This is a genomic window from Alphaproteobacteria bacterium (assembly GCA_016699305.1).
Lineage (GTDB): Bacteria > Pseudomonadota > Alphaproteobacteria.
Genome location: CP064970.1, coordinates 1,876,460 through 1,897,804, shown reverse-complemented (window position 1 = coordinate 1,897,804; position 21,345 = coordinate 1,876,460). Strand labels below are relative to the sequence as shown.

Here is a 21,345-nt window from a genome sequence, read left to right as displayed (position 1 = left end):
AAAGCGACCCGCGCCGCCCTAACCTGAACCTTGCCTGTTGCGCCAAGCTTCCCACAGATCCGGACGTCGTGCTTGCGTGACGTCACGAGATTGCTGGTCGCGCCAGGCGGCGACCTTGGCATGATCGCCCGAAACCAAAACCTCCGGCACAAGGCGGCCTTGCCAATCGGCGGGCCGCGTGTAGTGCGGATATTCCAACAACCCATCGCCAAAGCTTTCCTCGCTCAGCGAATCCGGATTGCCGGTCACTCCCGGCAATAAGCGCACGCAGGCATCCATCAAAACCAGCGCCGCAGCCTCACCGCCCGAAAGCACATAATCGCCCACGCTGATCTCTTCGACCTCGTGGGCGTCCAACACGCGCTGATCGACGCCCTCATAGCGACCGCACAGCAGAATAACGCCCGCCCCGGCCGCCAAGTCGCGCACCAGCGTCTGGCGCAGCAGTTTGCCGCGCGGGGTCAGATAAATCAAGCGTTGCGTCGGCGCCTGTTCGCGCACCGCTAAAAGCGCCGCATTAACCACATCCGGACGCATCACCATGCCGGCCCCGCCCCCGAAAGGCGTGTCGTCCACCGTGCGGTGCCGATCGGTCGCCGCATCGCGGATATGATGGGTCCGCAACCGCCACAGCCCTTTTTCCAAGCCTTTCCCCGCCAAACTTACCCCTAAGGGGCCGGGGAACATGTCAGGAAACAGGGTCAAGACATCGGCTGTCCAGACGGCGGGAGCCTCGTTCATGACTCATCCCCGGATGCAGGCGGCGGCGCATCGACCAGGATGGGCGGATCAATGATCAGAATCTTTTGACTAACCTGCACATCGACGATAAAAGGCGCGCGAAAAGGCAGCCATAAAGTGGGCGCTTTGGGGTCTGTCTTGATCTCCAATACCGGTCCCGCACCAAAATCCTGCACGCTCATCACCTGGCCATAAGCGGCCCCGGCCTGATCTTGGACAACCAAACCGATGAGGTCCGCGTGATAAAAACTGTCCGGCTCGGGCGCGGGCAAACGCGCGCGCGGCACATATAAGCGCCGCCCCTTTTGAGCCAGGGCCAGCGTGCGATCATCCATCCCGGTGATATGCGCGATTACCTGTCCCGGTCCCGCGCGGCGCAGCACCGTCACCTGGCACGGATTGAGGCCTTTTTCGTCCACCAACGCGCCGTATTGATCGACGCTCTCCGGCTCTTGCGTAAAGCAGCGCAATCGCACATCGCCGCGTATGCCATGCACGCCGGTAATCTCGGCCAGACAGATCAACTCGTCCGTCATGACACAGACGCCTCGTTCTGTTGCAGGCCCCGCAAGGCGGCCAAGACCTCAGCCTCGGCATCCGGCAAAGCGGCGATATGAAACACGCCTTGCATTTCAAGAGGGCCGGGGGACCGATTCAGCCATCGCGCCAACGCCTCGACATAGGCGTCAAGCCGTCCTTCCTCGAGCAAGGACTCGAGAGGTCTTTCGACCAGAAACTCGGCCAAGGCGCGCGCCAAGGACAGTTGCGACGGTTGGGCCATCAGCGCGGACGCATCGCACATTTCTTCGCGCACATCAGGGGGAATATCCAAACACGATGTCCATTCCCGCATCACATAGGGCACGCCCAGATCCGCAAAGGCCTGTCGCAATTCGGGATCCGCGCGCAGCATCAGGTCGCTATTGGCGGCAAGCCCCAGGGCGCGCAAATCCTCGGTCGGCCGGTTATGGGCAAAGACCGCAACGCCCATGCGGCCCAGATGCTCCATGCCCAGCATCACCAATTGATGAATGTCGTCGGCCTCATAGGCCAGATGCGCGATCAGGTTTATGCCGATGGGCTGTCCGCCCAATATCTCGGCATCCAACGTCTCGCGCAGCGTATCCAAACGCAGCACCTCGAACGAGGTCACTTGCGCCTCGGCCAAGGCCGCGCGAGTCTGGCTGACAAAACTGCTTTCACGATCGCAAGCCAGAATGTGGAGGGGCTTTTTGGCAATCCGACGCCAATGCGCCGCCACGGCGGCCAGGACGACGCCGTTGCCGCTGGCCCAGTCCATCAGGCATGGCGACAACCGCACGCCGCTTTCGTGCAAGTGATCGAGAAGGGCGCACAACCCTTGGGTCATACGCGCCTTCTCGTCACTGACCGAACAGAACGCCGCATACCAAAAGGGATAACGGCGCTGGCGCAGCAGCAATTCATGTGTCGCCATCGGCGGGGCCTAAGGCCTGGAGCTTTCGGGCGGCTTAGGCTGCCGAGGCTTCGGCAGCGGCCTTAGCGGCAGCCTCGGCCTCAACGCGCATACGCTCTTGCGTCTTGGCGCGGGGGGCGGATTTCTTGGGCGTGACGCGCAAGGCGGGCTTTTCGGCCAAGCCGGCATGGTGCAGACACAGCAAGGCGCGCTCTGTGGGCTGGGCACCGATGGCCAGCCAATGCTTGGCGCGATCCGCATCGATGCGCAGACGCTGCGGGTGGTCGTGAGGGACCATCGGGTTATAAAAGCCGATCTTCTCAATGAAGCTGCCATCACGCGGGCTGCGGCTGTTGGCCACAACGATGTGATAGAAGGGGCGCTTCTTCGCGCCGGTGCGGGTCATGCGGATTTTCAGTGACATGCGAGGTTCTCTCCTAGGATCAACAGGTTGGGGTCAGAGTGATTAACGAAAACGACGTCCGGGTGCCATGCCCCCTGGCATCCCGGCCATCGGTGGTAAGCTCAGGCCCGTAGGCCCCAGCTTGTGAAGTTTTTTCATCATGCGGCGCATCTGTTCGAACTGGCGCAGCAGACGATTGATATCCTCGACCGAAGCGCCCGAACCGCGCGCGATGCGCAATTTGCGCGAATTCTTCAGCAGATCGGGATAGCGGCGTTCGCGCGGGGTCATACTGGAAAGGATTGCCTCTTGGCGACGCAACACGCCTTCGTCCAGCTTGGCGTCGCGCAACTGATCCATCATGCCGCCCATACCGGGCAGAAAGCCCAAAAGGCCGGACAAACCGCCCATGCGCTTCATCTGCTTTAACTGGTCGGCCAGATCGTCCAGATCAAAGTCGCCTTTGTTCTGGCTCAGTTTACGCGCCAGTTTTTCGGCTTTTTCCTGATCGATGTTCTCGGCCGCCTTTTCGACCAGGCTGACCACATCGCCCATGCCCAGAATGCGCGATGCAAGGCGATCCGGATGGAACGGCTCAATCGCGTCCAGTTTCTCGCCCAAACCCAGAAACTTGACCGGACAACCGGTCACCGCGCGCATCGACAAGGCCGCGCCGCCCCGCGCGTCGCCGTCCATGCGCGTCAACACAATGCCGGTCAATGCGACAGCTGCTTGGAAGCGCTGGGCCACGCCCACCGAGGCTTGGCCCATCATGGCATCGGCCACCAACAGAATCTCGGCCGGATTCGATAATTGCGCCACGGCAGCGATTTCAGCCATCAGGCCGTCATCCGTCTCCATGCGCCCTGCCGTGTCCAGGAACAGGACATCCGCGCCTTCTTGACGTGCCCAAACCAGGGCGCGGCGGGCGATATCCAAGGCCCCCTCGCCTGGCACGATGGGCAGGCTGGGCACACCGCCTTGCTGCGCCAGAATGGCCAATTGCTCTTGCGCCGCCGGTCGGGTGACGTCCAGCGAGGCCACCATGGCCTTTTTGCCCTCACGTTGAGAGAGGCGCACGGCCAATTTGGCCGTTGTGGTCGTCTTGCCCGAACCTTGCAACCCGGCCATCAGGATCACGATGGGCGGCTCGCCCGCCAGGCGCAAAGGCTGGGCGGCCTCGCCCAAGGTTTCGACCAGCACATCATGGAAAATCTTAATAACCTGCTGGCCCGGGGCCACGCCGCGCAGCACATCCGTGCCCAAAGCCCTCTCACGCGCCTTGGCGATCAAATCTTTGGCCACCGGCAAGGCCACATCGGCCTCTAGCAAGGCAATACGCACCTCGCGCAGCGCGGCGTCGATCTCGGCCTCGCCGATCACGCCTTGACGTGTCAGCCGCTCGAACAGCGATCCTAAGCGTTGCGATAGAGTGTCAAACATGCGCCTTGTGCCTTGCCCTTTCCTGCCTTCATCCTTCGTTGTCATGCCCCAAACGCCAGCGCGCCGGTGCGCGACACTCGCGGACCGGCGGGAACACGTCCCTCCAGGGGCCGTGCCGTCATGCCAAAACATGGTTCATGAACAAAGGCAGATTAGGGGAAACGAATAGCCCGCGTCAAGGCTTGCACACGCTTCTGCCCCGCTTCATGACCGATCAACGTCCCCTAGGGGACACCCCGTTGGCTTATTTCCATGTGTCCCCCCATATATGCGCGCAAGGCCTGAGGAATCCGGATATGACCTTGTTTATCCTGGTTATTTTCCATCAAAGCCAGGATTAAGCGGTCGGTGGCCAGGGTGGCAGAGATGGTGTGGGGGAATACCCGCCGCTTGCCTATCACGGCTTGGATATTCAGGCGGCGCGTCTGGAAATCCAGCAGATTTGTGTTGGAATGGGTCTCCCGGTAGGCGTCAAAGCCTGGGAACCAAGCCTCGATGTCATATTTCTTATAGCCAGGCGCGCCCATATCACCCGCACATACCCGCACCGTGCGATAGGGAATATCCAACAGCTCGACAAAATCCTGGGCGTTTTGCTGGCATATGCCATGCCAACGCTCGGAATCCTCGGGAGCGCAAAAGACGATCTGCTCTTGCTTATGGAATTGATGCATCCGAAAAGCGCCGCGCGTCATGCGCCCCGCGCCGCCTGCTTCGGACCGGAAACACGGGCTGTAGGCCGTGTAACATAAAGGCAGAACCCTTTCTTCCAGCACCTCGTCGTGATGATAGGCCACCATGGTTTGTTCGGATGTGCCGATCAGCGCCAGATCGTGCTCCTTCAGACGAAATAGATCATCCTGGGAAAAAGGAAGATAGCCCGTTCCATAGAAAGAGATATCCTGCGTCAGCAACGGCGTTCGCATCGGCGTGAAGCCGCGTTCCATCAGGAAATCTTCGGCCAACCGATAGACAGCCGCCATCAAGCGCGCGCCGTCACCGATCCAATAGTAAAACCCTCTACCGCATATCCTTGTGGCGCGTTTGATGTCTAGGATACCCAGCGCTATCCCCAACGCATCATGGGTCTGGGGCACAAAATCGACATTCCGAGGTGTTCCCCAGCGTTGAATCTCGACATTTTGCGCATCGCTCACGCCACCTGGCGTATCCGGCGCCAACAGATTGGGCAACCCGTCCAAAGCGTGACGGCGCTGTTGATCGACGTCTTGAAACTGCTGTTGCAGTGCATCTGCTTGCCGTTTCAAGATGATGGCCTGTTCTATATCGCCTGCAGCGCTTGCTTTTTTCTGGGCGTGGCGCACGTGCTGGATTTGTGTTTGCAAAGCGCGCCACTGAGCATCGCAAGCAAGCAGCTCGTCCACATTTACAGGCAAGCCACGTTTTTCGCACAGGCCACGCACACGGGCCGGATCGTCACGCAGAATGTTGATGTCAATCATGTCATCTCTCCTAGAGTCATAGGGAACGGAGCCAGCGGAACGGGGTTCGCTGCGTGCCGTTTCGTATTGAAGGAGAGGAAGTCTTTAACGCGCACCCTTCGCCACGCCGCACGGAGCCAAAACCCCGCCACGCGACGACGACGATAAACGCACACCCATGCACCCCTTACGGACACATAGAGGACGCACCGTGTTGACGAACATACAAGTTTGTAAATAGGGCATAGCCCTGAATGTAGCAGGTTTCATTGCATCCCTCAAGAATTCGGTATGGACAATATCGCCTATAACATCTCACGATTGACGTTCTTGATGTGATCGGACTCCGCGACTGGCCTTATCTTCCACCCGCGCCTTCTAAAATCCCGGTTTTGAGAAGTGCTCTTATACAAAAATACGGTAATCAACCGTAAAAAAAAGAAGACACTTAACTAAAGATAGATAAGAACTGATTTTGTCGTAAGGCGTAGTTTTCCGGGATGAGGTAGTGAGCGAGGAGGCGCAGGGATTTTACCTGAAATGCGGCTTCCAGCTTTTCGTGACTATGGACGACTTCCCCCCGGGCCATCAACGGCATGGTTTGATCAAGCGCCTTTTTGATGGAATATAAGGGGGCTTTACATTCTTTCTTTATCGATATAAATCAATCCTTCAATAATGGAGAAAGAGATGCTCGCAAAATCCCAGCCCTCGTCATTTGTTCGCTCTGCTCGTCAGGCGGCGGAATCAGTGTCGCGTTTGTATGAGACATCCCTGGCTGCCAGAGAGCGGCTAGATAGAGAATATTTCACATCAGAAGAAGATTGCTATGCGGAACATTTGCACATCATGTATGACAATCCGGGCGAGCGCATGCATCGTTCGGATATGGAAGATATCGCCAGATCCTTTTGTATCTGGGATTTAACGGATCAGGGCGAAGATGCGTGTTCGGATCGCTCGAATGCACAAAAAGGCTTCTTCGCGTCGCTCTTGCTGTTTGTGGCGATTAAAAAATGTCCACAACATATGCAAACGGTCCAAGAGATTGCTCAAGAAGCCCTGGCCGAAGAATCGCCGATGCTCCGTGTCCGCGCCATACAAATGTTGGGTGTCGCCGCTCGTTATATGTCTGACGACCTGGCTGGTGATAGCATCGACATGATCTGTTCTGCCGCGCTACATGATGTGCATGACGATGTTCGTCGGACAGCATGTGACTCTTTGCCTTATGCGGGTTCTCATCACCCCGACCGCGCACAACAGATTGCGCAAACTTTGCACAAAGTGCATGACAATATGAGTGTGGCGCATGGCGTTCGCGAGACAGCGCGGCTTTCATTGATCATGAATGCTATACACCAGAATGGCTCTGCAAAACGACCGCAATACTCTGGGGCGGCCATCGCTCTTCCTAAAAATAGCATGTAGGTGGTTTCCTCAATCTTCTGTAATTCCAGCCACTCGAAAAGTGGCAATTGAAACAATTGCCTTGCCATGACGGATATTCTATTCCAACTCCGTATGGTTGGCTCAACAAATGATCGCAAGGAGTCCAGGAATATGCGCGGGATCACCGAAATTTTTTCTCTCAACGCCATGATGGCCACGGTTCATGAGGTGGCACTGTTGCCGATCTTGCCCAAAGTAGCGGAGGCCATGGAAAGCGGAGATGAAACGGCACTGACATCGGCGGCCGATCTATTGGGCCGGAAGATCAAGAAAGGTAATCTTAAGGCCATTAGGCCATTGATGCTGGTGATCAACCAGATGCAGGATAACGGATATTTCGAACCCGCCGTTGATGCCTTGGTTCGGGCTGCTTGTGTCGACGATGGGGATGTATCATCCCAGTTGGAATCTTGCTTTTCCGCCTTGACCGCAGATTATATGAACGCCAGGCCCAAACAGGCCTTTGCTAAACTGCTAGAAGTCTCGGGCGGTCAGAAAACGCCATCTCGAATGCGGCTGCGCGCCGTAGAGGGGATGGCGGGCCATGCAAATCGCGTATTTGGCTTTGATCCGATCAAGACCTTTTATCGTTTGGCGAAGGCGGTGGGTTATGTGGAAAATGACCCTGAATATGAAGAATTGGTGGTCGAAAAACTCTACGAATATTCTGAAGGCATCTTTCTGGTGAGACCTGCTAGCGCCCTGCATGGATTGGCGGTGGCGTATGACAGGGCTCGGCCTGGTGAAAAGATGCAGGCGGATATCATGACGCGGTTCCAAGACTATGTTGGCCAGTTTTTTGATACCGATCCCCATGCTGCCTACGAGGTTGTCACGTTGATTGGAAAATGTGCCGATCCTGGTACTGCGGCGGAAAATTTAGCAATCAGCTCTATCCTGACACTGGCCCCGCAGTTGGCGAAGATTCGACCCAGTCAAACGGATTCGCGCGATGCCTCTTCACAAGCCGAACAGTTCGTTGCGGAACACAGTCGGCAGACAGGAAAGATAACGAAAGATAGGAATGAACACGCTGCGGCAGATCCGGCGGCCCCTATGACCACGGCTCTTGAGGGCGTCCGGGGCGTCTTGGCGTGGGCAGACGAAAATTCTGCGGCGGGAGATTCAGCAAAGAAACTCTTCCAAAACCTCACATTGGAATATTACAAGATCGATCCGAAGTCAGCTTTCGAATATGTGTATGGCGCGCTGAGCTCTTCGAGAAAGAAGATGTTTCTCGCGACCACGTTTCAAGAAATAGCGGAACGCTACATCGTTGATCGCCCGAGCCAGGCGGTCCGTCTTCTGTGGCACATGATGAATGATGCCTCCTATGGCGACCTCGTAGGCGGGATTGCCGCACATGTCTTGCGCAACGAAAGTAATACAGATGCATGTGCTGACATTCCGGGTCTGTCCATCGTGCAGTCCACGGCGTGTAACTGGATGCAACATACCCGGCGGGTACTCAGTTTGCGGCTATCGGCACAAGCGCAATCTGCGCCCAAACGTCCACCGATTCTGACATATGGTCGGTTTATGCAAAAATTCGACGCAACGGCCCAGCCATAAATACAAAAAAACCAGCCCCGGGCGCTTTGATGTTCGTCCGGGGCTGGGTTCTTAGAGATTGATTTTTACTTATTCGTGAACTTTGCCGGACGCTTTTCAGAAAAGGCGGCCATGCCTTCTTTCTGGTCGGCGGTGGCGAAGGTGGCGTGGAACAAGCGGCGCTCAAAGGTGACGCCTTCGGCCAAGGTGGTTTCAAAGGCGCGGTTCACGGCCTCTTTGGCCATCATCACGCTGGGGCGCGAGAAGGCAGCGATCTTTTGGGCGACCTTGAGCGCCTCGGCTTGTAAGTCGGCGGCGGGGATCACGCGGCTGACCAGGCCGATGGCGGCGGCCTCGGTGGCGTCGATCATGCGGCCGGTTAGGATCATGTCCATCGCCTTGGCTTTGCCCACGGCGCGCGTGAGGCGCTGGGTGCCGCCGCAGCCGGGGATGATGCCCAGATTGATTTCCGGCTGACTGAATTTGGCGGTGTCGGCGGCCAGGATGATATCCGTCATCATCGCCAATTCGCACCCGCCGCCCAAGGCAAAGCCCGATATGGCGGCGATCACTGGCTTGCGGCAACGCGACACGCGCTCCCAATTGCGGGTGATGAAATTGCCTGAATAGGCCTCTTGAAACGACAAGCCAGCCATTTCCTTGATATCCGCGCCGGCGGCAAAGGCCTTTTCGCTGCCTGTCAGGATAATCGCGCCAACGGTGTCGTCGGCTTCGGCGGCGTCCACCGCCTGGCCCAATTCCGTCATCAATTGGTCGGACAGGGCGTTCAAGGCCGCCGGGCGGTTCAAGGTGATGCGGCACACCCGTGCCATGCCCTCGCCCAGTGTTTCCACATTCAAGGTTTCATAGCTCATCGCTTGGGGTTCCTTTTCGAAAGTGGGTGTCGCAACGACAATAACGGAAACGCGAATCGGTTTCCTTGCCACTTGGAATTGTGCATGGTTTTATCGGTCTGTGCCATGAAAAAGCCATCGGATCGTCCGAGGAATGACACACGGGTTTCGTAACCTATCTGGCAGGTTCAACATACTATGTCGGATAGGCCCCTTCTGGGATCAACTCTGTCAGAAATTCAAGGAGATGGGGCGTGATGGCGATGCAAAAACGCATAAGGATCGGTGTGGGTGCGCTGGTGGCATGGATGGGGCTGGCTTCGCTGGCCATGGCCCAGACGCCGCCTCCCGTCTCTGCCCCCGCGCCTAAGACTCCGGCGATCAAAGCCGCCCCTCCAGCGGAAGGCGATCAAGCCCGCCCGCGCAAGGGTGCCGCCGCCGCCGCGACGGTCGCCTCCGTCCCCCGGCGCAAGACCGAAGGCGGCGTGCCGTTTTCCTACGATCAACTGATCGATAAAGCCAAGCTTTTGGCGCGCAAGCCCTTTGCCCCTCCGTCCGAGGCCCTGCCGGAATGGCTGGCCAATTTGGATTATGACGGCTACCGCGACTTGCGCTATCGCCCAGAAAAATCCTTATGGCATGAGGAAGACTTGCCCTATCAGATGCAGTTCTTCCATCGCGGCGGCCTGTATCGTCAAAAAATCATAGTCCATGAGGTGGTGGGCGGCTTGGCGCGTCCGGTGCCTTATTTGTCCGAATTGTTCGACTACGGCAGACTCAGTCCGCCCTCCGCCGCGCCTGAGGATCTGGGCTATGCCGGTTTGCGGGTGCATGGGCGTTTCCTGCGTCCTGATCGTTTGGACGAGGTGCTGGTATTCCTGGGCGCCAGTTATTTCCGCTCTTTGGGACGCGGACAGCATTACGGCAAATCGGCGCGGGGGCTGGCCATCGATACCGCCTTGGCCAAGGGCGAGGAATTCCCCGTTTTTCGTGAATTCTGGGTGCAACGGCCCGAGCCGGGGGATCGCCGCTTTACCGTTTACGCTCTTCTGGACAGCGCCAGCGTGGCTGGGGCGTATCGTTTTGAGGTCACGCCGGGCGAGACCACGGTGATGGATGTGCTGGCGCGACTATACACACGCAAGCCGATCGAACGTCTGGGCATTGCGCCTTTGACCAGCATGTATCAATTCGGCGAGAACCAGCGCGTGGGCGTTGATGATTTCAGGCCCGAAGTCCATGACTCGGATGGGCTGGAGCTGGCGACCGGCGCGGGTGAATGGCTGTGGCGACCTCTGAATAATCCGCCCGAGCTGCGCGTCAGTTCGTTCCAAGATGAGAATCCGCGCGGCTTTGGCCTGATGCAGCGCGATCGCGATTTTAACAACTATCAGGACCTGGAGGCCCATTACGATAAGCGGCCCAGTTTGTGGGTCGAGCCGCAAGGCGCATGGGGCAAGGGATCTGTGCAGTTGGTGGAGATACCGACCGATAGCGAGATTCATGACAACATCGTCGCCTATTGGGTCCCGGAAAAGCCCATCTCGGCAAAGGCGGAGTATAACCTGGCCTATCGCTTGTATTGGGGAAACGATGTGCCCGCGCCGCCCAATTTGGCACGGGTCGAGGCCACGCGCATCGGAAAGGGCGATTCGCCCCGCAATATGCGCTTTATTCTTGATTTCGCCGGTGGGGCCTTGGATAACCTGAGTGCAGGGGAGACGCCTAGCCTCTCGGTCTGGTCAAGCGGAGGGCAAGTCTCGCCCGTGGTAGTCCAACGCAATCCGGGTTTGTCGCCGCAGGGCGGATGGCGCGCGTTCTTTTTCTTCACGCCGCCCGGGCGCGAAGTGACGGAATTGCGTGCGACGTTACAAATGGGCAATCAGCCCATCAGTGAGACATGGAGTTATCAATGGAGCCGATAAAGAAGCCAATGACGGACGATCTTCCCCGCTATTTGCGGCGCTATGGCTTGCCCGAAATCGCTGTGGATCATATGTCTGCGCGTTTAACGGCGGCGAGGCCGGGTCCGGACGATCAGGACATCGAAGGCGCCTATGATTCGCTGGTCGCGGCTTGGGCTGCGGTGCGGCTGGACCTTCGCGCGGCAACACCGGGCAAGGCGGCGGCGCATCTGGCGGCTTTGTGCGAGATTAGCGGCGCTACGGCGCGTTGGCCCGATGCGTTTTTGGCCGAAACGGGCGATGTGGACGAGGCGACCTGGCAAGCCTTTCAAAAGGCCGTGATGGAGGCCCGCCGCACGGTCACCGCTTTGCCGCGCGAGACGCCGACAGTTTTGCCGGCCCCGAATCTGGATGTGCCGAGCACGCAAGCTGTGGTCGAAGGCGTGGCCGCGCGCGTGCGGCGTATCGTGGATGATCTACGTCACCCGGCCTCAGTCAATCTGCGCTAGGACGAGGTGGTTACGACTCTTTGCCATAAGGAGCTTTGTCTAAGTAATGAGCGCATCGGATCCTGGTTTGGCGATTCCGCCTGCCTCGGCTGTGGCCCCGGAGGGTGGTCCTCTTGTCGTCTTGCGGCGCGCGGTGGTCTTTTCGCTGGCCGCTTTATCCACCTTGATCTGCACGGTGCTATGGGCACGTTTGCTGGCTCAAAACGGCCTGTCCGGATTTGATATCGCCCAGGTCATTCTGTTCGCCTTGAACTTCGTGTGGGTGTCTTTGTTCTTTTGGACGGCGCTGGCGGGTTTCTTGCGCTGCTGGCGCGGCGGAATGACTCCGGGACTGGTCTATCCGTCCGAGCCGCTGTGTCCGGGGCAATTACCTCAGGATATCGGTGCCGCGCGCGCGGCGGTGCTTTTGCCGATCTATAACGAGCAACCGGCGCGCGTCTTCGCCAATCTGGCCGCGATGTATCAGTCGCTGGAAAAGGCCGGATGGTTGGCACCGTTCGATTTCTTCATCCTCAGCGATACGACCGATCCGGGCGTGTGGATTGAAGAAGAACAGGGCTGGTCCGATCTGGTGCGCCGTTTGAATGCGCAAGGGCGCATCTTTTATCGCAAGCGTCGCCGCAACGAGGCGCGCAAAAGCGGCAACATCGCCGATTTCTGCCGACGCTGGGGCAAGAGCTATGAGTATATGATCGTCTTAGACGCCGACAGCCTAATTGGCGGCGAGACGATGGTAAAATTCGTGCGCATGATGCAGGCCAATCCCGGAGCAGGGATTATCCAAGGACTTCCCGCGATGTTGGGCGGAGTCAGCCTGTATTCCCGGCTTCAACAATTCGCGGCGCGGCTTTATGGCCAGATGCTGGCGGCGGGTCTGAATTTCTGGCAATTGGGCGATGGCAATTACTGGGGCCATAACGCCATTTTGCGAACCCATGCCTTTATGAAGCATTGCAATCTGCCCATCTTGTCGGGCAAGCCGCCTTTTGGCGGACATATCCTCAGCCATGACTTTGTCGAGGCCGCGTTGATGCGCCGCGCCGGATGGCGAATCTGGCTGGTCGCGGATCTGGGCGGCAGTTACGAGGAATCGCCCCCGACCCTGATCGACTCGGTCTTGCGCGATCGGCGTTGGCTGCAAGGGAATTTGCAGCATCTGCGCTTGATTCCGGCCACCGGACTGCATCCGCTCAGTCGCTTCCATATGATCATGGGCATCATGGCCTATCTGGCTTCGCCCTTGTGTCTGGCCTTTATTCTGACGGGTCTGGCTTCGATGGCGTGGGCGACATTGTCGCCGCCCGCCTATTTCCCGCCTTATCCCACATTGTTTCCGCAATGGCCGGTCTTTGACGGCGACCTGGCGCGGCGTTTGCTGGTGGGCGGCGTGTTCATGCTGACTGCGCCCAAGCTGCTGGGTTTGATCTTAGCCTTGCAGGCGGGGTCGCGGCGCACCGGTTGGGGGGATGCTTGGAAGCTCACGGCGGGTGCGGTGCTGGAGCATCTTTATACCATCCTGCTGGCACCGATCTTGATGCTGTTTCACAGCGGGTTCTTTTTCGACATTCTGGCCGGACGCGACTCCGGCTGGGGCAAGCAACGGCGCGGCGGGGCCGAGACGATATGGGCCGAGGCCGTGCAGCGTCATGCAGGGCATACCATCTTTGGTGTGGTGCTGATGATCATCACGGCTACTCTGGCCTTCGAATTGCTGCCTTGGATATCCATCGTGGCGTTAGGCCTGATGCTATCCATCCCGCTTTCCGTGTTGTCATCCCGCGCGGAATTGGGCGAGAGGGCGCGCCGCGCCGGTTTATTCGTAACGCCCGAAGAGACGACCCCGCCGCCCGAATTCGCCGCCGCCCGCGCTCTGGAACGTAGTTTCGATACGCATGCCAATGCGCTGGATAGGCCCGTGCGCCTGGCGCGCGGCGTGGATGCGCTGTTGGACGATCCACAACTCCGCGCTTTGCATATCGCTTTGCTGCCCACGCAGCCCAGCCCCGACGATCCGCCCGATTTGCCTGCTTTGGCGGGCGCGCGCGCCAAGCTTGAACTATCCGCCCGTGGCTATGCCCCCCCGCCTTTAACCGCGCCCGAGGCCATGGCCTTGCTGTGGGACGCCGAAACTTTGCATCGCTATGCGGCTGTTCCGGTCGAGAATACATAAAGCGCGATGAGCGGCGTCTTTGCCTCACTGCTTATCAAGCTGCTGCCGCTTTACGGATTGGTGGCACTGGGTTGGTTGGGGGGACGGTTCCTGAAGACGGATCGCGTGGCGCTGGCCGATGTGATGATCTATCTGATCGCGCCGGTCTTCGTGTTCGGCGCGGTTGCCCGACTTAAATTTCAGATGGAATATCTGGCACTGCCCTTGATCTTGGCGGGGGTCAGCATGCTGATGGCCTTTGTCACCTTGCGTTTGGCGCGGGTGATGAACTTTACCCCACGCATACGCGGATTGGTCAGTTTCGCGGGCGGCACGGGCAATACCGGCTATTTCGGCGTGCCTGTCGTGTTGGCGGTATTGGGCGGAGAATGGCTGGGCGTTTATTTGATCCTCAATCTGGGCATGATGCTTTACGAGGCCAGCTTGGGCTATTACCTGCTGGCGCGCGGGGCGTTTTCGGTACGAGAAAGCCTGCGCCGGGTGCGGCGTTTGCCCGTGCTATACGCCATGGCGGCCGGGATGGCTTATTCGATCTCGGGCCTGGCTTTGCCGGATAGCTTTGTCGAAGTCTGGCAGAATTTTCGCGGCGCTTATGTGGTGCTGGGGATGATGATGGTGGGAATCAGCTTTGCCTATGTCCGGACGCGCGATTGGGATATGCCTCTGCTGGCTCTACTGATGACAAGCAAGTTTATCCTATGGCCGCTGCTGATGGGCGGTTTGGTGCTGCTGGATGCCCATGTGTTGCATCTTTTCGGCGGACCCATTCATGTCCTGCTGATGATCTCGGCCTTGGTGCCCGTGGCGGCCAATTCGGCAGTCTATGCCGCGCAGGTCAATATCCATCCCGAACGTATGGCGCTGGCCGTGTTGCTGAGCACCTTACTGGCGCTAGCGATCATCCCTGCTTTTTTCAGTATGGCGGGTTTGGGTTATTAAGCTCAGGTGAGTTTCTGATTCGACCTTTGCGGAGTTATCGCATCATGAGAACCAGGTTAATTTCTTGCGGAACGGATCATTCACCCATGGGCCTGAGCCCAATTGAGTCCCCATTTGGTTTCGACAATCAGCGGCACACGCAAGCTCGCAGCACCCTCCATGATCTGACGGACGATTTGTGCGGTAGCCTCGACCTCGGTCTCGGGGACTTCAAAGACCAGTTCGTCATGCACCTGCAGCAGAAGACTTGCGGACAGTTGCGCCTGTGTCAGAGCCTGGGGCAGGCGGATCATGGCGCGTTTGATGATATCGGCGTTGCTGCCTTGGACAGGGGCGTTGATGGCTTGGCGTTCGGCATAGGCGCGGCGGGCGGGCAGGCGGTCGTTGATATCGCGCATATGGCATTTACGCCCGAACAATGTGCGCGAATAGCCGTGCTGACGGGCGAAGGCCTTGCACGACTCCATCCATGCCTGCAATTCGGGATAGCGTTCGAAATAGGCGCGTAGAAACTGGCGAGCCTGTTCGTGGCTGCATCCCAGTTGCCGCGCCAAGCCAAAGGCGCTGATGCCATAAATGATGCCGAAATTGATGGCTTTGGCGTTGCGCCGCTGCGTGCCGGTCACGGCTTCAAGGGGTATGCCAAAGACCTGGCTGGCTGTCAGGCGATGAATGTCTTGGCCTGTCTGAAAGGCTTCGACCAGCGCCTTCACATCGGCCATCTCGGCAGCCAAGCGCAATTCGATTTGCGAGTAATCCGCCGAAAGCAGGACGTTTCCCGGGGCGGCGATAAAGGCGCGACGAATGGCCAGGCCATCCGTGCTGCGGATGGGAATGTTCTGCAAATTCGGATCGCTCGACGACAGACGGCCCGTCATGGCACCGGTCATGGCGAATGACGTATGGACGCGGCCCGTCTTGGCGTCTATCTGCTCTTCCAGGCTTTGCGTATAGGTCGAGGTCAGCTTGGCCAACGCGCGCCAATCCAACATGCGGGCGGCGATATCGACGCCTTGGGCGGCCATGGCCTCCAGCACATCGGCGTCGGTGGTATAGGCCCCCGATTTGCCTTTCTGTCCGCCGGGCAAGCCCATTTCCCCAAACAACACCTCGCCCAATTGGCGGGGCGAACCGATATTGAAAGGGTGTCCCGCCAGTTTATGAATGTCTTGCTCCAACACCGCCATACGGGCGGTAAAGTCGCGGCCTAGATCGCGCAGTACCTGCCGATCCACCAAGATGCCCGCCGTCTCCATCGCGGCGATGATCGGTGCCAGGGGACGCTCAAGCCGCTCATAGACGGTCTCCATGCTCTCGGCCAAAAGGCGGGGGCGCAATGTTTGCCATAGGCGTAGCGCGTAATCGGCGTCTTCGGCGGCATAGGCGCAGGCCTGATCCAGGGGGACACGGTCAAAGGTGATCTTCGCCTTCCCGGTTCCGGTGACCTCGTCAAACGAGAGCATCTTGTGATGCAGATGCAGTTGGACCAGCTCGTCCAACCCATGCCCGTGCTTTCCCGCATCCAGCACAAAGGATAGCAGCAATGTGTCGTCATGCGGCGTGATGGTCAGGCCGTGTTGGGCCAAGACCTGGGCGTCGAATTTGACGTTATGGGCGATTTTAAGAACGGCCGGATCGGCCAGCAGGGGCCGTAATGTTTGCACGATATCGGCCAGAGGCAATTGCGCCTCGTCCACCGCGTGACTGACGGGGATATAGCAAGCCTGCCCCGGCGCGACGGCCAAGGAGATGCCAACCAGTCGCGTGGTGCTGGGCGTGAGGGAAGTCGTCTCGGTATCCACGGCCACATATCCCGCATCTTGGGCCAGAGCTACCCAATGTTCCAAACGCGCGATTGTTTGCACCAGCTCATATTCAGTGCGCGTCTGGCTTAAAGCAGGGGCAGGAGTATCCCCCATATCCAGACTGGCCTGACGCGGAGAAGCCGGTGCCGGTTTGGCCGCCGTCGCACCCGACAGACGCCGGACCAGGCTGTGAAAGCCCTGGGCCTCCAGAAAAGGAACCCAGGACGCCATATCGGGGCGCGTGATAGTCAAAGACTCCAGCGCCAAAGGGCGCGGCGCATCGGCGCTTAAGGTAACCAACTGGCGTGAAAGCCGTGCCGCTTGCGCGTGGGTTTGCAGCAACTCGCGCCGTTTGGGCTGTTTGATCTCGGGCGCGCGAGCCAAAAGAGAATCCAAATCGCCATACAGATTTATGAGCTCGGCGGCGGTCTTGACGCCGATGCCGGGCACGCCGGGCACGTTATCGGAGGAGTCGCCGGCCAGGGCCTGTACATCCACAACTTGACCGGGCGATACGCCGAATTTTTCGCGGACTTCCTCTTCGCGTATGTTGCGCATCTTCATGGGATCGAACATGCCCACATGCGGGCCGACAAGCTGCATCAGATCTTTATCGGAGGAAACGATGATGACATGTTGTCCGCGCGCGGCGGCGGCGCAGGCATAACTGGCGATAAGGTCATCGGCCTCCCAGCCTTCGGCTTCCACGGCGGGCAAGCCAAGCGAGGATACCGCATCGCGCAACAGGGGAAATTGTGTGACCAGTTCGGGCGGGGTTTCGGTGCGATTGGCTTTGTATTCGGGATAGAGATCGTGGCGAAAGCTGCGCCGTCCGGCGTCATAAACGACCAGCAGGCTGCGCGGACCGTTCTGCTCGGTCGCCAGTTTCAGCAGCATCGAGCAAAAACCAAACACCGCGCCCACTTGCGTGCCATCGGGACGGGTCAAAGGCGGCAAGGCATGGAACGCGCGATAGATGAACCCCGAGGCGTCCAACAGCCATAAAGTAGGCATGTCGTTCATGACTGATGACCCTGAAGGGAAAGCTTTGCCTGCGATTCGGTCGATAAAACATAGTGCCGCCCGCAATAGGGGCAGTCGATCTCGCCCTTATTCGACAGGTTCAAATAGACGCGCGGATGCCCGGCACCTGAACTCTTGGGGTCGCCTTCGCAGGCTATGGTCGTGGACCATACGAAGTGAGTCTGCAAAGACGGGCGCGGCGCGGCGTTGGTTTCTTTCATGGCGTGACCTTACCTCAACGCGCGGCGTGCGTGAACATGCCTTTAACCCGATAAACGCTGATGCGCCGATTGCAAACGCTCCAGGGCTGCCACGGTCTCGGCCTGACGCGCGCGCTGTTCGTTCACGATCTCTTCGGGCGCACGTTCGACGAATTGCGGATTGGCCAGCTTGGCGGCGATGCGCTCCAGCTCGTCGCTGAGATGGCGGATTTCCTTGGTCAGGCGCTGGCGTTCTTGCTCGAGGTCGATCACATCGGCCAAAGGCAGGATCAAGGTGGCCTCGTCCAGCGGCATGGTCACGGTACCTTGCGGGGCCTCCAGAACCGAACGGATTACCGAGATACGCGCCATGCGGCGGATATTTTCCTGGTGCAGCATCAGGCGGCGGTTGCTGTCCGCTCCGGCGTCCTTGACCAACAGCGAGATATGGGCCTTGGGCGGGACGTTAAGTTCCGAGCGCACCGTGCGGATCGCGCTGATAAGGCGGATCACCCAGTCCATGTCGCGGCTGACCATGTCATCGGCCAGATCGACCGGCAGTTTGACCCAAGGCGCGGTGATCAACGCGCCACCCTTGCCGTCGGTCAGGTTGGCCCAGATTTCCTCGGTCAAGAAAGGCATGAAGGGATGCAGCAGATGCAGCACCTTGTCCAGCACGAAGGCGACGGTGGCGCGACATTCGGCGCGGGCTGCTTCGTTCTCGCCCGTCAGGCGCGGTTTGGTGAATTCCAGATACCAGTCGCAAAACGTGCCCCAAATGAACTGGTACAAAGCCGTCGCCGCATCGTCGAAGCGAAAGGCCTCCAGGCTGTCGTCCACGCGCTGAGCCAGCAAGGCGACCTCGCCGATGATCCAGCGATTGGTGGTTTCGCTGACCTGTTCCGGAAGGAAGGACGCAACCGGTCGGCATTCATGCATGCGGCAATAACGCGCCGCGTTCCACAGCTTGGTGGCAAAGTTACGCATGGTCTCGACCTGCGGCCCCGACACGCGCGGATCGCGTCCGGGCGTGCATTGCGAGGCCAGGCAGAACCGCAAAGCGTCCGCCCCATAGGCGTCGATCAGCTCCAACGGATCCACCACATTGCCCCTGGTCTTGGACATTTTGTGCCCGTGACCGTCGCGCACCAAACCGTGCATGAAGACGGTGTGGAACGGTACCTCCCCCGTCAAATGCAGGCCCATCATGATCATGCGGGCGACCCAGAAAAAGATGATGTCGTTGCCCGTCACCAACACGTCTGTCGGGTAATAGGTTTTCATGTCAGGCGTAGACTCGGGCCAGCCCAAGGTGGAGAAGGGCCATAGGCCCGCTGAGAACCAAGTGTCTAAAACGTCCTCGTCCTGGCGCAGCGTGACGGGTTTGCCGGCACCATAATGCTTTTGCGCCTGGGTCTGGGCGTCGTCCTCGTCCTCGGCCACGAAGATCGCGCCATCGGGGCCGTACCAAGCGGGGATGCGATGTCCCCACCACAATTGCCGACTGATGCACCAAGGCTGAATATTTCTCAGCCAATGGAAATATGTGTTGGTCAGATTCTCGGGCACGATGCGGATGCGGCCCTGTTCGACCGCCTCGATCCCACGCTGCGCCATGGACTTGCCGTCCGCGCCGCCGGGGCGATCGACATAGCAGTACCATTGCGTCGTCAATCGCGGCTCGATCACCACGCCCGAACGCTCGCCATGCGGCACCGCATGGGTGTGGGGTTCGATCTTTTCCACAAGCTCCAGGGCCTGAAGATCGGCCACGATGCGCTCACGCGCCACAAAGCGATCCAGGCCCCGATAAGCCTCGGGCACATGTTTGTCGTTCAACAGATGCGCGCGCTGATCCAGGATGGTGATAAGGGGCAGGTTATGCCGCTTGCCCACGGCAAAATCGTTAAAGTCATGGGCAGGCGTGATCTTGACAGCCCCGCTGCCCACGGTGGGATCGGCATGTTCATCGCCCACGATCGGGATCAAACGATCCGTCAGCGGCAGGCGCACCTGTTTGCCGATCAGATCTTTGTAGCGTTCATCTTGCGGATGCACCGCCACGGCGGTGTCGCCCAGCATGGTTTCAGGGCGCGTGGTCGCCACGACGATAAAGCGTCCCGGCATCCCCGCCACGGGATAACGCAAATGCCACAGATGGCCTTGCGTCTCTTTCATGTCCACTTCAAGATCGGACACGGCGGTCAGCAATTTGGGATCCCAGTTCACCAGACGCTCGGCCCGGTCGATCAATCCATCCCGATACAGACGCGCAAAGGCGGTGTTGACGGCCTTGCACAGGCCTTCATCCATGGTAAAGCGTTCGCGCGACCAGTCGGGCGACGCGCCCAGTCGTCGCAGCTGGCGCGTGATGGTGCCGCCGGACTCTTCCTTCCAGGTCCAGACTTCTTTTAAGAACGCCTCGCGGCCTATTTCGCGCCGCTCACGGCCTTCGCGCGCCAATTTGCGTTCGACCATCATTTGAGTCGCGATGCCGGCGTGATCCGTGCCGGGCAGCCACAACGTATCGCGGCCTTTCATGCGCTGCCATCGGATCAGAATGTCCTGGATCGACATCACCAAGGCATGGCCGACATGCAAAGACCCCGTCACATTGGGCGGGGGCATCATGATGGTATAGGGCTTACGCCCCGCATCGGGATTGGCCCCCAACGCGCCGGACTCTTCCCACATATGATAAAGGCGGGATTCGGTTTCTGTCGGGTGATAGAGCTTGTCAATCGTCATGGCTTGGATCGTCCTAGTATATCTGTGAAGTTCTGGAGCTTGATATTAATTGTCCAGTTTTACTCGGCGGACGACTTTTTCAATTTCCTTTTGAACCAAGCTGGTAACAAGACGCGGCAGGTTTTCGTCGATCCAAGCGCGCAGCATGGGACGCATGATCTCGACCACCAGGCCTTCCAAGGTCCGACTGCCATCGCCGATCGCGGAAACGGGGAATGACGGCATAGATGGCGGCGGCGTGAAGTTTTGCTTTAACTGATTGGCCAGTTCCTCTAAAGACCCAGCGGCGGCGCGCGCGGCGGATTCGGACATCAGCGATGAATCATTCGTGCCGATAGGAGACGGCATGACAGACGGTTGCATGATAGGGGAATCATCCACCACGGTGTTAAGCGTCAAAGGCGCATCCACATCGGCCATTTCTAATTCCACATCTTCCGGTTCGGTTTCTTGCCGCAAAGGCGGAGGGGATGAAAAACTTGGCGGCGGCGGCGGTGATGGTGGCGCAGGCGGCTGAACGACCGGCTCGGCCTCGACCGGCTTGGGGCTCTCCTCCACAACGACTTTAGGCTCAGCCTTTTTCAAGGGCTGCTCTTCCGGAGCCTTTTCGTCCGAAATAATCCGGCGGATGGAAGCCAGAATTTCTTCCATAGATGGTTCTTGTTGAGCGGACTGCGGTATCGCCATGATTCGGACATGCCCTTTCTTGGTTGGACTCGAACAGAT

At 58.8% G+C, this 21,345-nt stretch carries 17 protein-coding genes; 6 read left to right on the top strand and 11 right to left on the bottom strand.

What is annotated here, in order from left to right:
* Nucleotides 1–18: 18 nt before the first annotated feature.
* The 6 genes from trmD to serS form a co-directional block, all read right to left on the bottom strand.
* Complete coding sequence (trmD, locus tag IPI58_09045; protein ID QQR68958.1) at nucleotides 19–741, bottom strand: tRNA (guanosine(37)-N1)-methyltransferase TrmD; 723 nt, start codon at nucleotides 739–741, stop codon at nucleotides 19–21.
* On the bottom strand, nucleotides 738–1,277 hold the full coding sequence (gene rimM / locus IPI58_09040; GenBank protein QQR68957.1) for a 16S rRNA processing protein RimM: 540 nt from the start codon (nucleotides 1,275–1,277) through the stop codon (nucleotides 738–740). The genes trmD and rimM overlap by 4 nt, the downstream gene beginning before the upstream one ends.
* Nucleotides 1,274–2,197, bottom strand: a complete 924-nt coding sequence (locus IPI58_09035) for a hypothetical protein (protein QQR68956.1) — start codon at nucleotides 2,195–2,197, stop codon at nucleotides 1,274–1,276. Before IPI58_09035 ends, rimM begins: the two co-directional genes overlap by 4 nt.
* A 34-nt stretch (nucleotides 2,198–2,231) precedes the next feature.
* The gene (gene rpsP / locus IPI58_09030; protein QQR68955.1) at nucleotides 2,232–2,600 is read right to left on the bottom strand and encodes a 30S ribosomal protein S16; all 369 of its coding nucleotides are present in this window, start codon (nucleotides 2,598–2,600) and stop codon (nucleotides 2,232–2,234) included.
* A gap of 42 nt (nucleotides 2,601–2,642) precedes the next feature.
* The gene (gene ffh / locus IPI58_09025; GenBank protein ID QQR68954.1) at nucleotides 2,643–4,022 is read right to left on the bottom strand and encodes a signal recognition particle protein; all 1,380 of its coding nucleotides are present in this window, start codon (nucleotides 4,020–4,022) and stop codon (nucleotides 2,643–2,645) included.
* A 224-nt stretch (nucleotides 4,023–4,246) separates the two neighbouring features.
* Entirely contained in the window at nucleotides 4,247–5,485 is a 1,239-nt protein-coding gene (serS, locus tag IPI58_09020) for a serine--tRNA ligase (protein ID QQR68953.1), read from the bottom strand.
* A 657-nt stretch (nucleotides 5,486–6,142) separates the two neighbouring features.
* On the opposite strand from serS, the gene IPI58_09015 reads away from it, so the two are divergent.
* A complete protein-coding gene (locus IPI58_09015) occupies nucleotides 6,143–6,895 on the top strand; it encodes a hypothetical protein (protein ID QQR68952.1) in 753 nt (250 codons plus the stop codon).
* Nucleotides 6,896–7,027: 132 nt separating this feature from the next.
* Nucleotides 7,028–8,488, top strand: coding sequence for a hypothetical protein (locus IPI58_09010; GenBank protein ID QQR68951.1), 1,461 nt, complete (start codon nucleotides 7,028–7,030; stop codon nucleotides 8,486–8,488).
* Between the two features lie 65 nt (nucleotides 8,489–8,553).
* Here the strand turns inward: IPI58_09010 and IPI58_09005 are convergent, their stop codons facing one another.
* Entirely contained in the window at nucleotides 8,554–9,342 is a 789-nt protein-coding gene (locus tag IPI58_09005; GenBank protein ID QQR68950.1) for an enoyl-CoA hydratase, read from the bottom strand.
* A gap of 236 nt (nucleotides 9,343–9,578) precedes the next feature.
* Here IPI58_09005 and IPI58_09000 point away from each other — a divergent pair, with 236 nt between their 5' ends.
* Genes IPI58_09000 through IPI58_08985 form a run of 4 tightly spaced genes read left to right on the top strand, consistent with a single transcriptional unit; the run spans nucleotide 9,579 to nucleotide 14,843 of the window.
* Nucleotides 9,579–11,246 carry a glucan biosynthesis protein gene (locus IPI58_09000; protein QQR68949.1) on the top strand — a complete coding sequence of 556 codons (1,668 nt, stop codon included), beginning with the start codon at nucleotides 9,579–9,581 and terminating at the stop codon, nucleotides 11,244–11,246.
* Complete coding sequence (locus IPI58_08995) at nucleotides 11,234–11,734, top strand: hypothetical protein (protein QQR68948.1); 501 nt, start codon at nucleotides 11,234–11,236, stop codon at nucleotides 11,732–11,734. The genes IPI58_09000 and IPI58_08995 overlap by 13 nt, the downstream gene beginning before the upstream one ends.
* 46 nt (nucleotides 11,735–11,780) lie before the next feature.
* Nucleotides 11,781–13,904: a glucans biosynthesis glucosyltransferase MdoH gene (gene mdoH, locus IPI58_08990; GenBank protein QQR68947.1), complete on the top strand. Its 2,124-nt coding sequence runs from the start codon at nucleotides 11,781–11,783 to the stop codon at nucleotides 13,902–13,904.
* 6 nt (nucleotides 13,905–13,910) lie between these two features.
* A complete protein-coding gene (locus IPI58_08985) occupies nucleotides 13,911–14,843 on the top strand; it encodes a hypothetical protein (GenBank protein ID QQR68946.1) in 933 nt (310 codons plus the stop codon).
* Nucleotides 14,844–14,923: 80 nt separating this feature from the next.
* Here IPI58_08985 and polA read toward each other — a convergent pair whose 3' ends face one another.
* From polA to IPI58_08965, 4 genes are read right to left on the bottom strand one after another with little or no spacing between them, the layout of a single operon-like run.
* Nucleotides 14,924–17,671 carry a DNA polymerase I gene (gene polA, locus IPI58_08980; protein QQR68945.1) on the bottom strand — a complete coding sequence of 916 codons (2,748 nt, stop codon included), beginning with the start codon at nucleotides 17,669–17,671 and terminating at the stop codon, nucleotides 14,924–14,926.
* Nucleotides 17,668–17,892 (bottom strand): zinc-finger domain-containing protein, encoded by a 225-nt coding sequence (locus tag IPI58_08975; GenBank protein ID QQR68944.1) that lies wholly within the window; start codon nucleotides 17,890–17,892, stop codon nucleotides 17,668–17,670. Before IPI58_08975 ends, polA begins: the two co-directional genes overlap by 4 nt.
* A gap of 42 nt (nucleotides 17,893–17,934) precedes the next feature.
* On the bottom strand, nucleotides 17,935–20,619 hold the full coding sequence (locus tag IPI58_08970) for a valine--tRNA ligase (GenBank protein QQR68943.1): 2,685 nt from the start codon (nucleotides 20,617–20,619) through the stop codon (nucleotides 17,935–17,937).
* 45 nt (nucleotides 20,620–20,664) lie between these two features.
* Nucleotides 20,665–21,306, bottom strand: a complete 642-nt coding sequence (locus IPI58_08965; protein ID QQR68942.1) for a DUF2497 domain-containing protein — start codon at nucleotides 21,304–21,306, stop codon at nucleotides 20,665–20,667.
* Nucleotides 21,307–21,345: the final 39 nt, after the last annotated feature.

Coding starts and splice junctions, on each gene's coding strand:
- IPI58_09005 (QQR68950.1), bottom strand. CDS start 9,342: ATGAGCTATGAAACCTTGAATGTGGAAACACTGGGCGAGGGCATGGCA.
- IPI58_08995 (QQR68948.1), top strand. CDS start 11,234: ATGGAGCCGATAAAGAAGCCAATGACGGACGATCTTCCCCGCTATTTG.
- IPI58_09010 (QQR68951.1), top strand. CDS start 7,028: ATGCGCGGGATCACCGAAATTTTTTCTCTCAACGCCATGATGGCCACG.
- IPI58_09015 (QQR68952.1), top strand. CDS start 6,143: ATGGAGAAAGAGATGCTCGCAAAATCCCAGCCCTCGTCATTTGTTCGC.
- trmD (QQR68958.1), bottom strand. CDS start 741: ATGAACGAGGCTCCCGCCGTCTGGACAGCCGATGTCTTGACCCTGTTT.
- IPI58_08970 (QQR68943.1), bottom strand. CDS start 20,619: ATGACGATTGACAAGCTCTATCACCCGACAGAAACCGAATCCCGCCTT.
- IPI58_08985 (QQR68946.1), top strand. CDS start 13,911: ATGAGCGGCGTCTTTGCCTCACTGCTTATCAAGCTGCTGCCGCTTTAC.
- polA (QQR68945.1), bottom strand. CDS start 17,671: ATGAACGACATGCCTACTTTATGGCTGTTGGACGCCTCGGGGTTCATC.
- rpsP (QQR68955.1), bottom strand. CDS start 2,600: ATGTCACTGAAAATCCGCATGACCCGCACCGGCGCGAAGAAGCGCCCC.
- rimM (QQR68957.1), bottom strand. CDS start 1,277: ATGACGGACGAGTTGATCTGTCTGGCCGAGATTACCGGCGTGCATGGC.
- IPI58_08965 (QQR68942.1), bottom strand. CDS start 21,306: ATGGCGATACCGCAGTCCGCTCAACAAGAACCATCTATGGAAGAAATT.
- IPI58_09000 (QQR68949.1), top strand. CDS start 9,579: ATGGCGATGCAAAAACGCATAAGGATCGGTGTGGGTGCGCTGGTGGCA.
- IPI58_09035 (QQR68956.1), bottom strand. CDS start 2,197: ATGGCGACACATGAATTGCTGCTGCGCCAGCGCCGTTATCCCTTTTGG.
- ffh (QQR68954.1), bottom strand. CDS start 4,022: ATGTTTGACACTCTATCGCAACGCTTAGGATCGCTGTTCGAGCGGCTG.
- mdoH (QQR68947.1), top strand. CDS start 11,781: ATGAGCGCATCGGATCCTGGTTTGGCGATTCCGCCTGCCTCGGCTGTG.
- IPI58_08975 (QQR68944.1), bottom strand. CDS start 17,892: ATGAAAGAAACCAACGCCGCGCCGCGCCCGTCTTTGCAGACTCACTTC.
- serS (QQR68953.1), bottom strand. CDS start 5,485: ATGATTGACATCAACATTCTGCGTGACGATCCGGCCCGTGTGCGTGGC.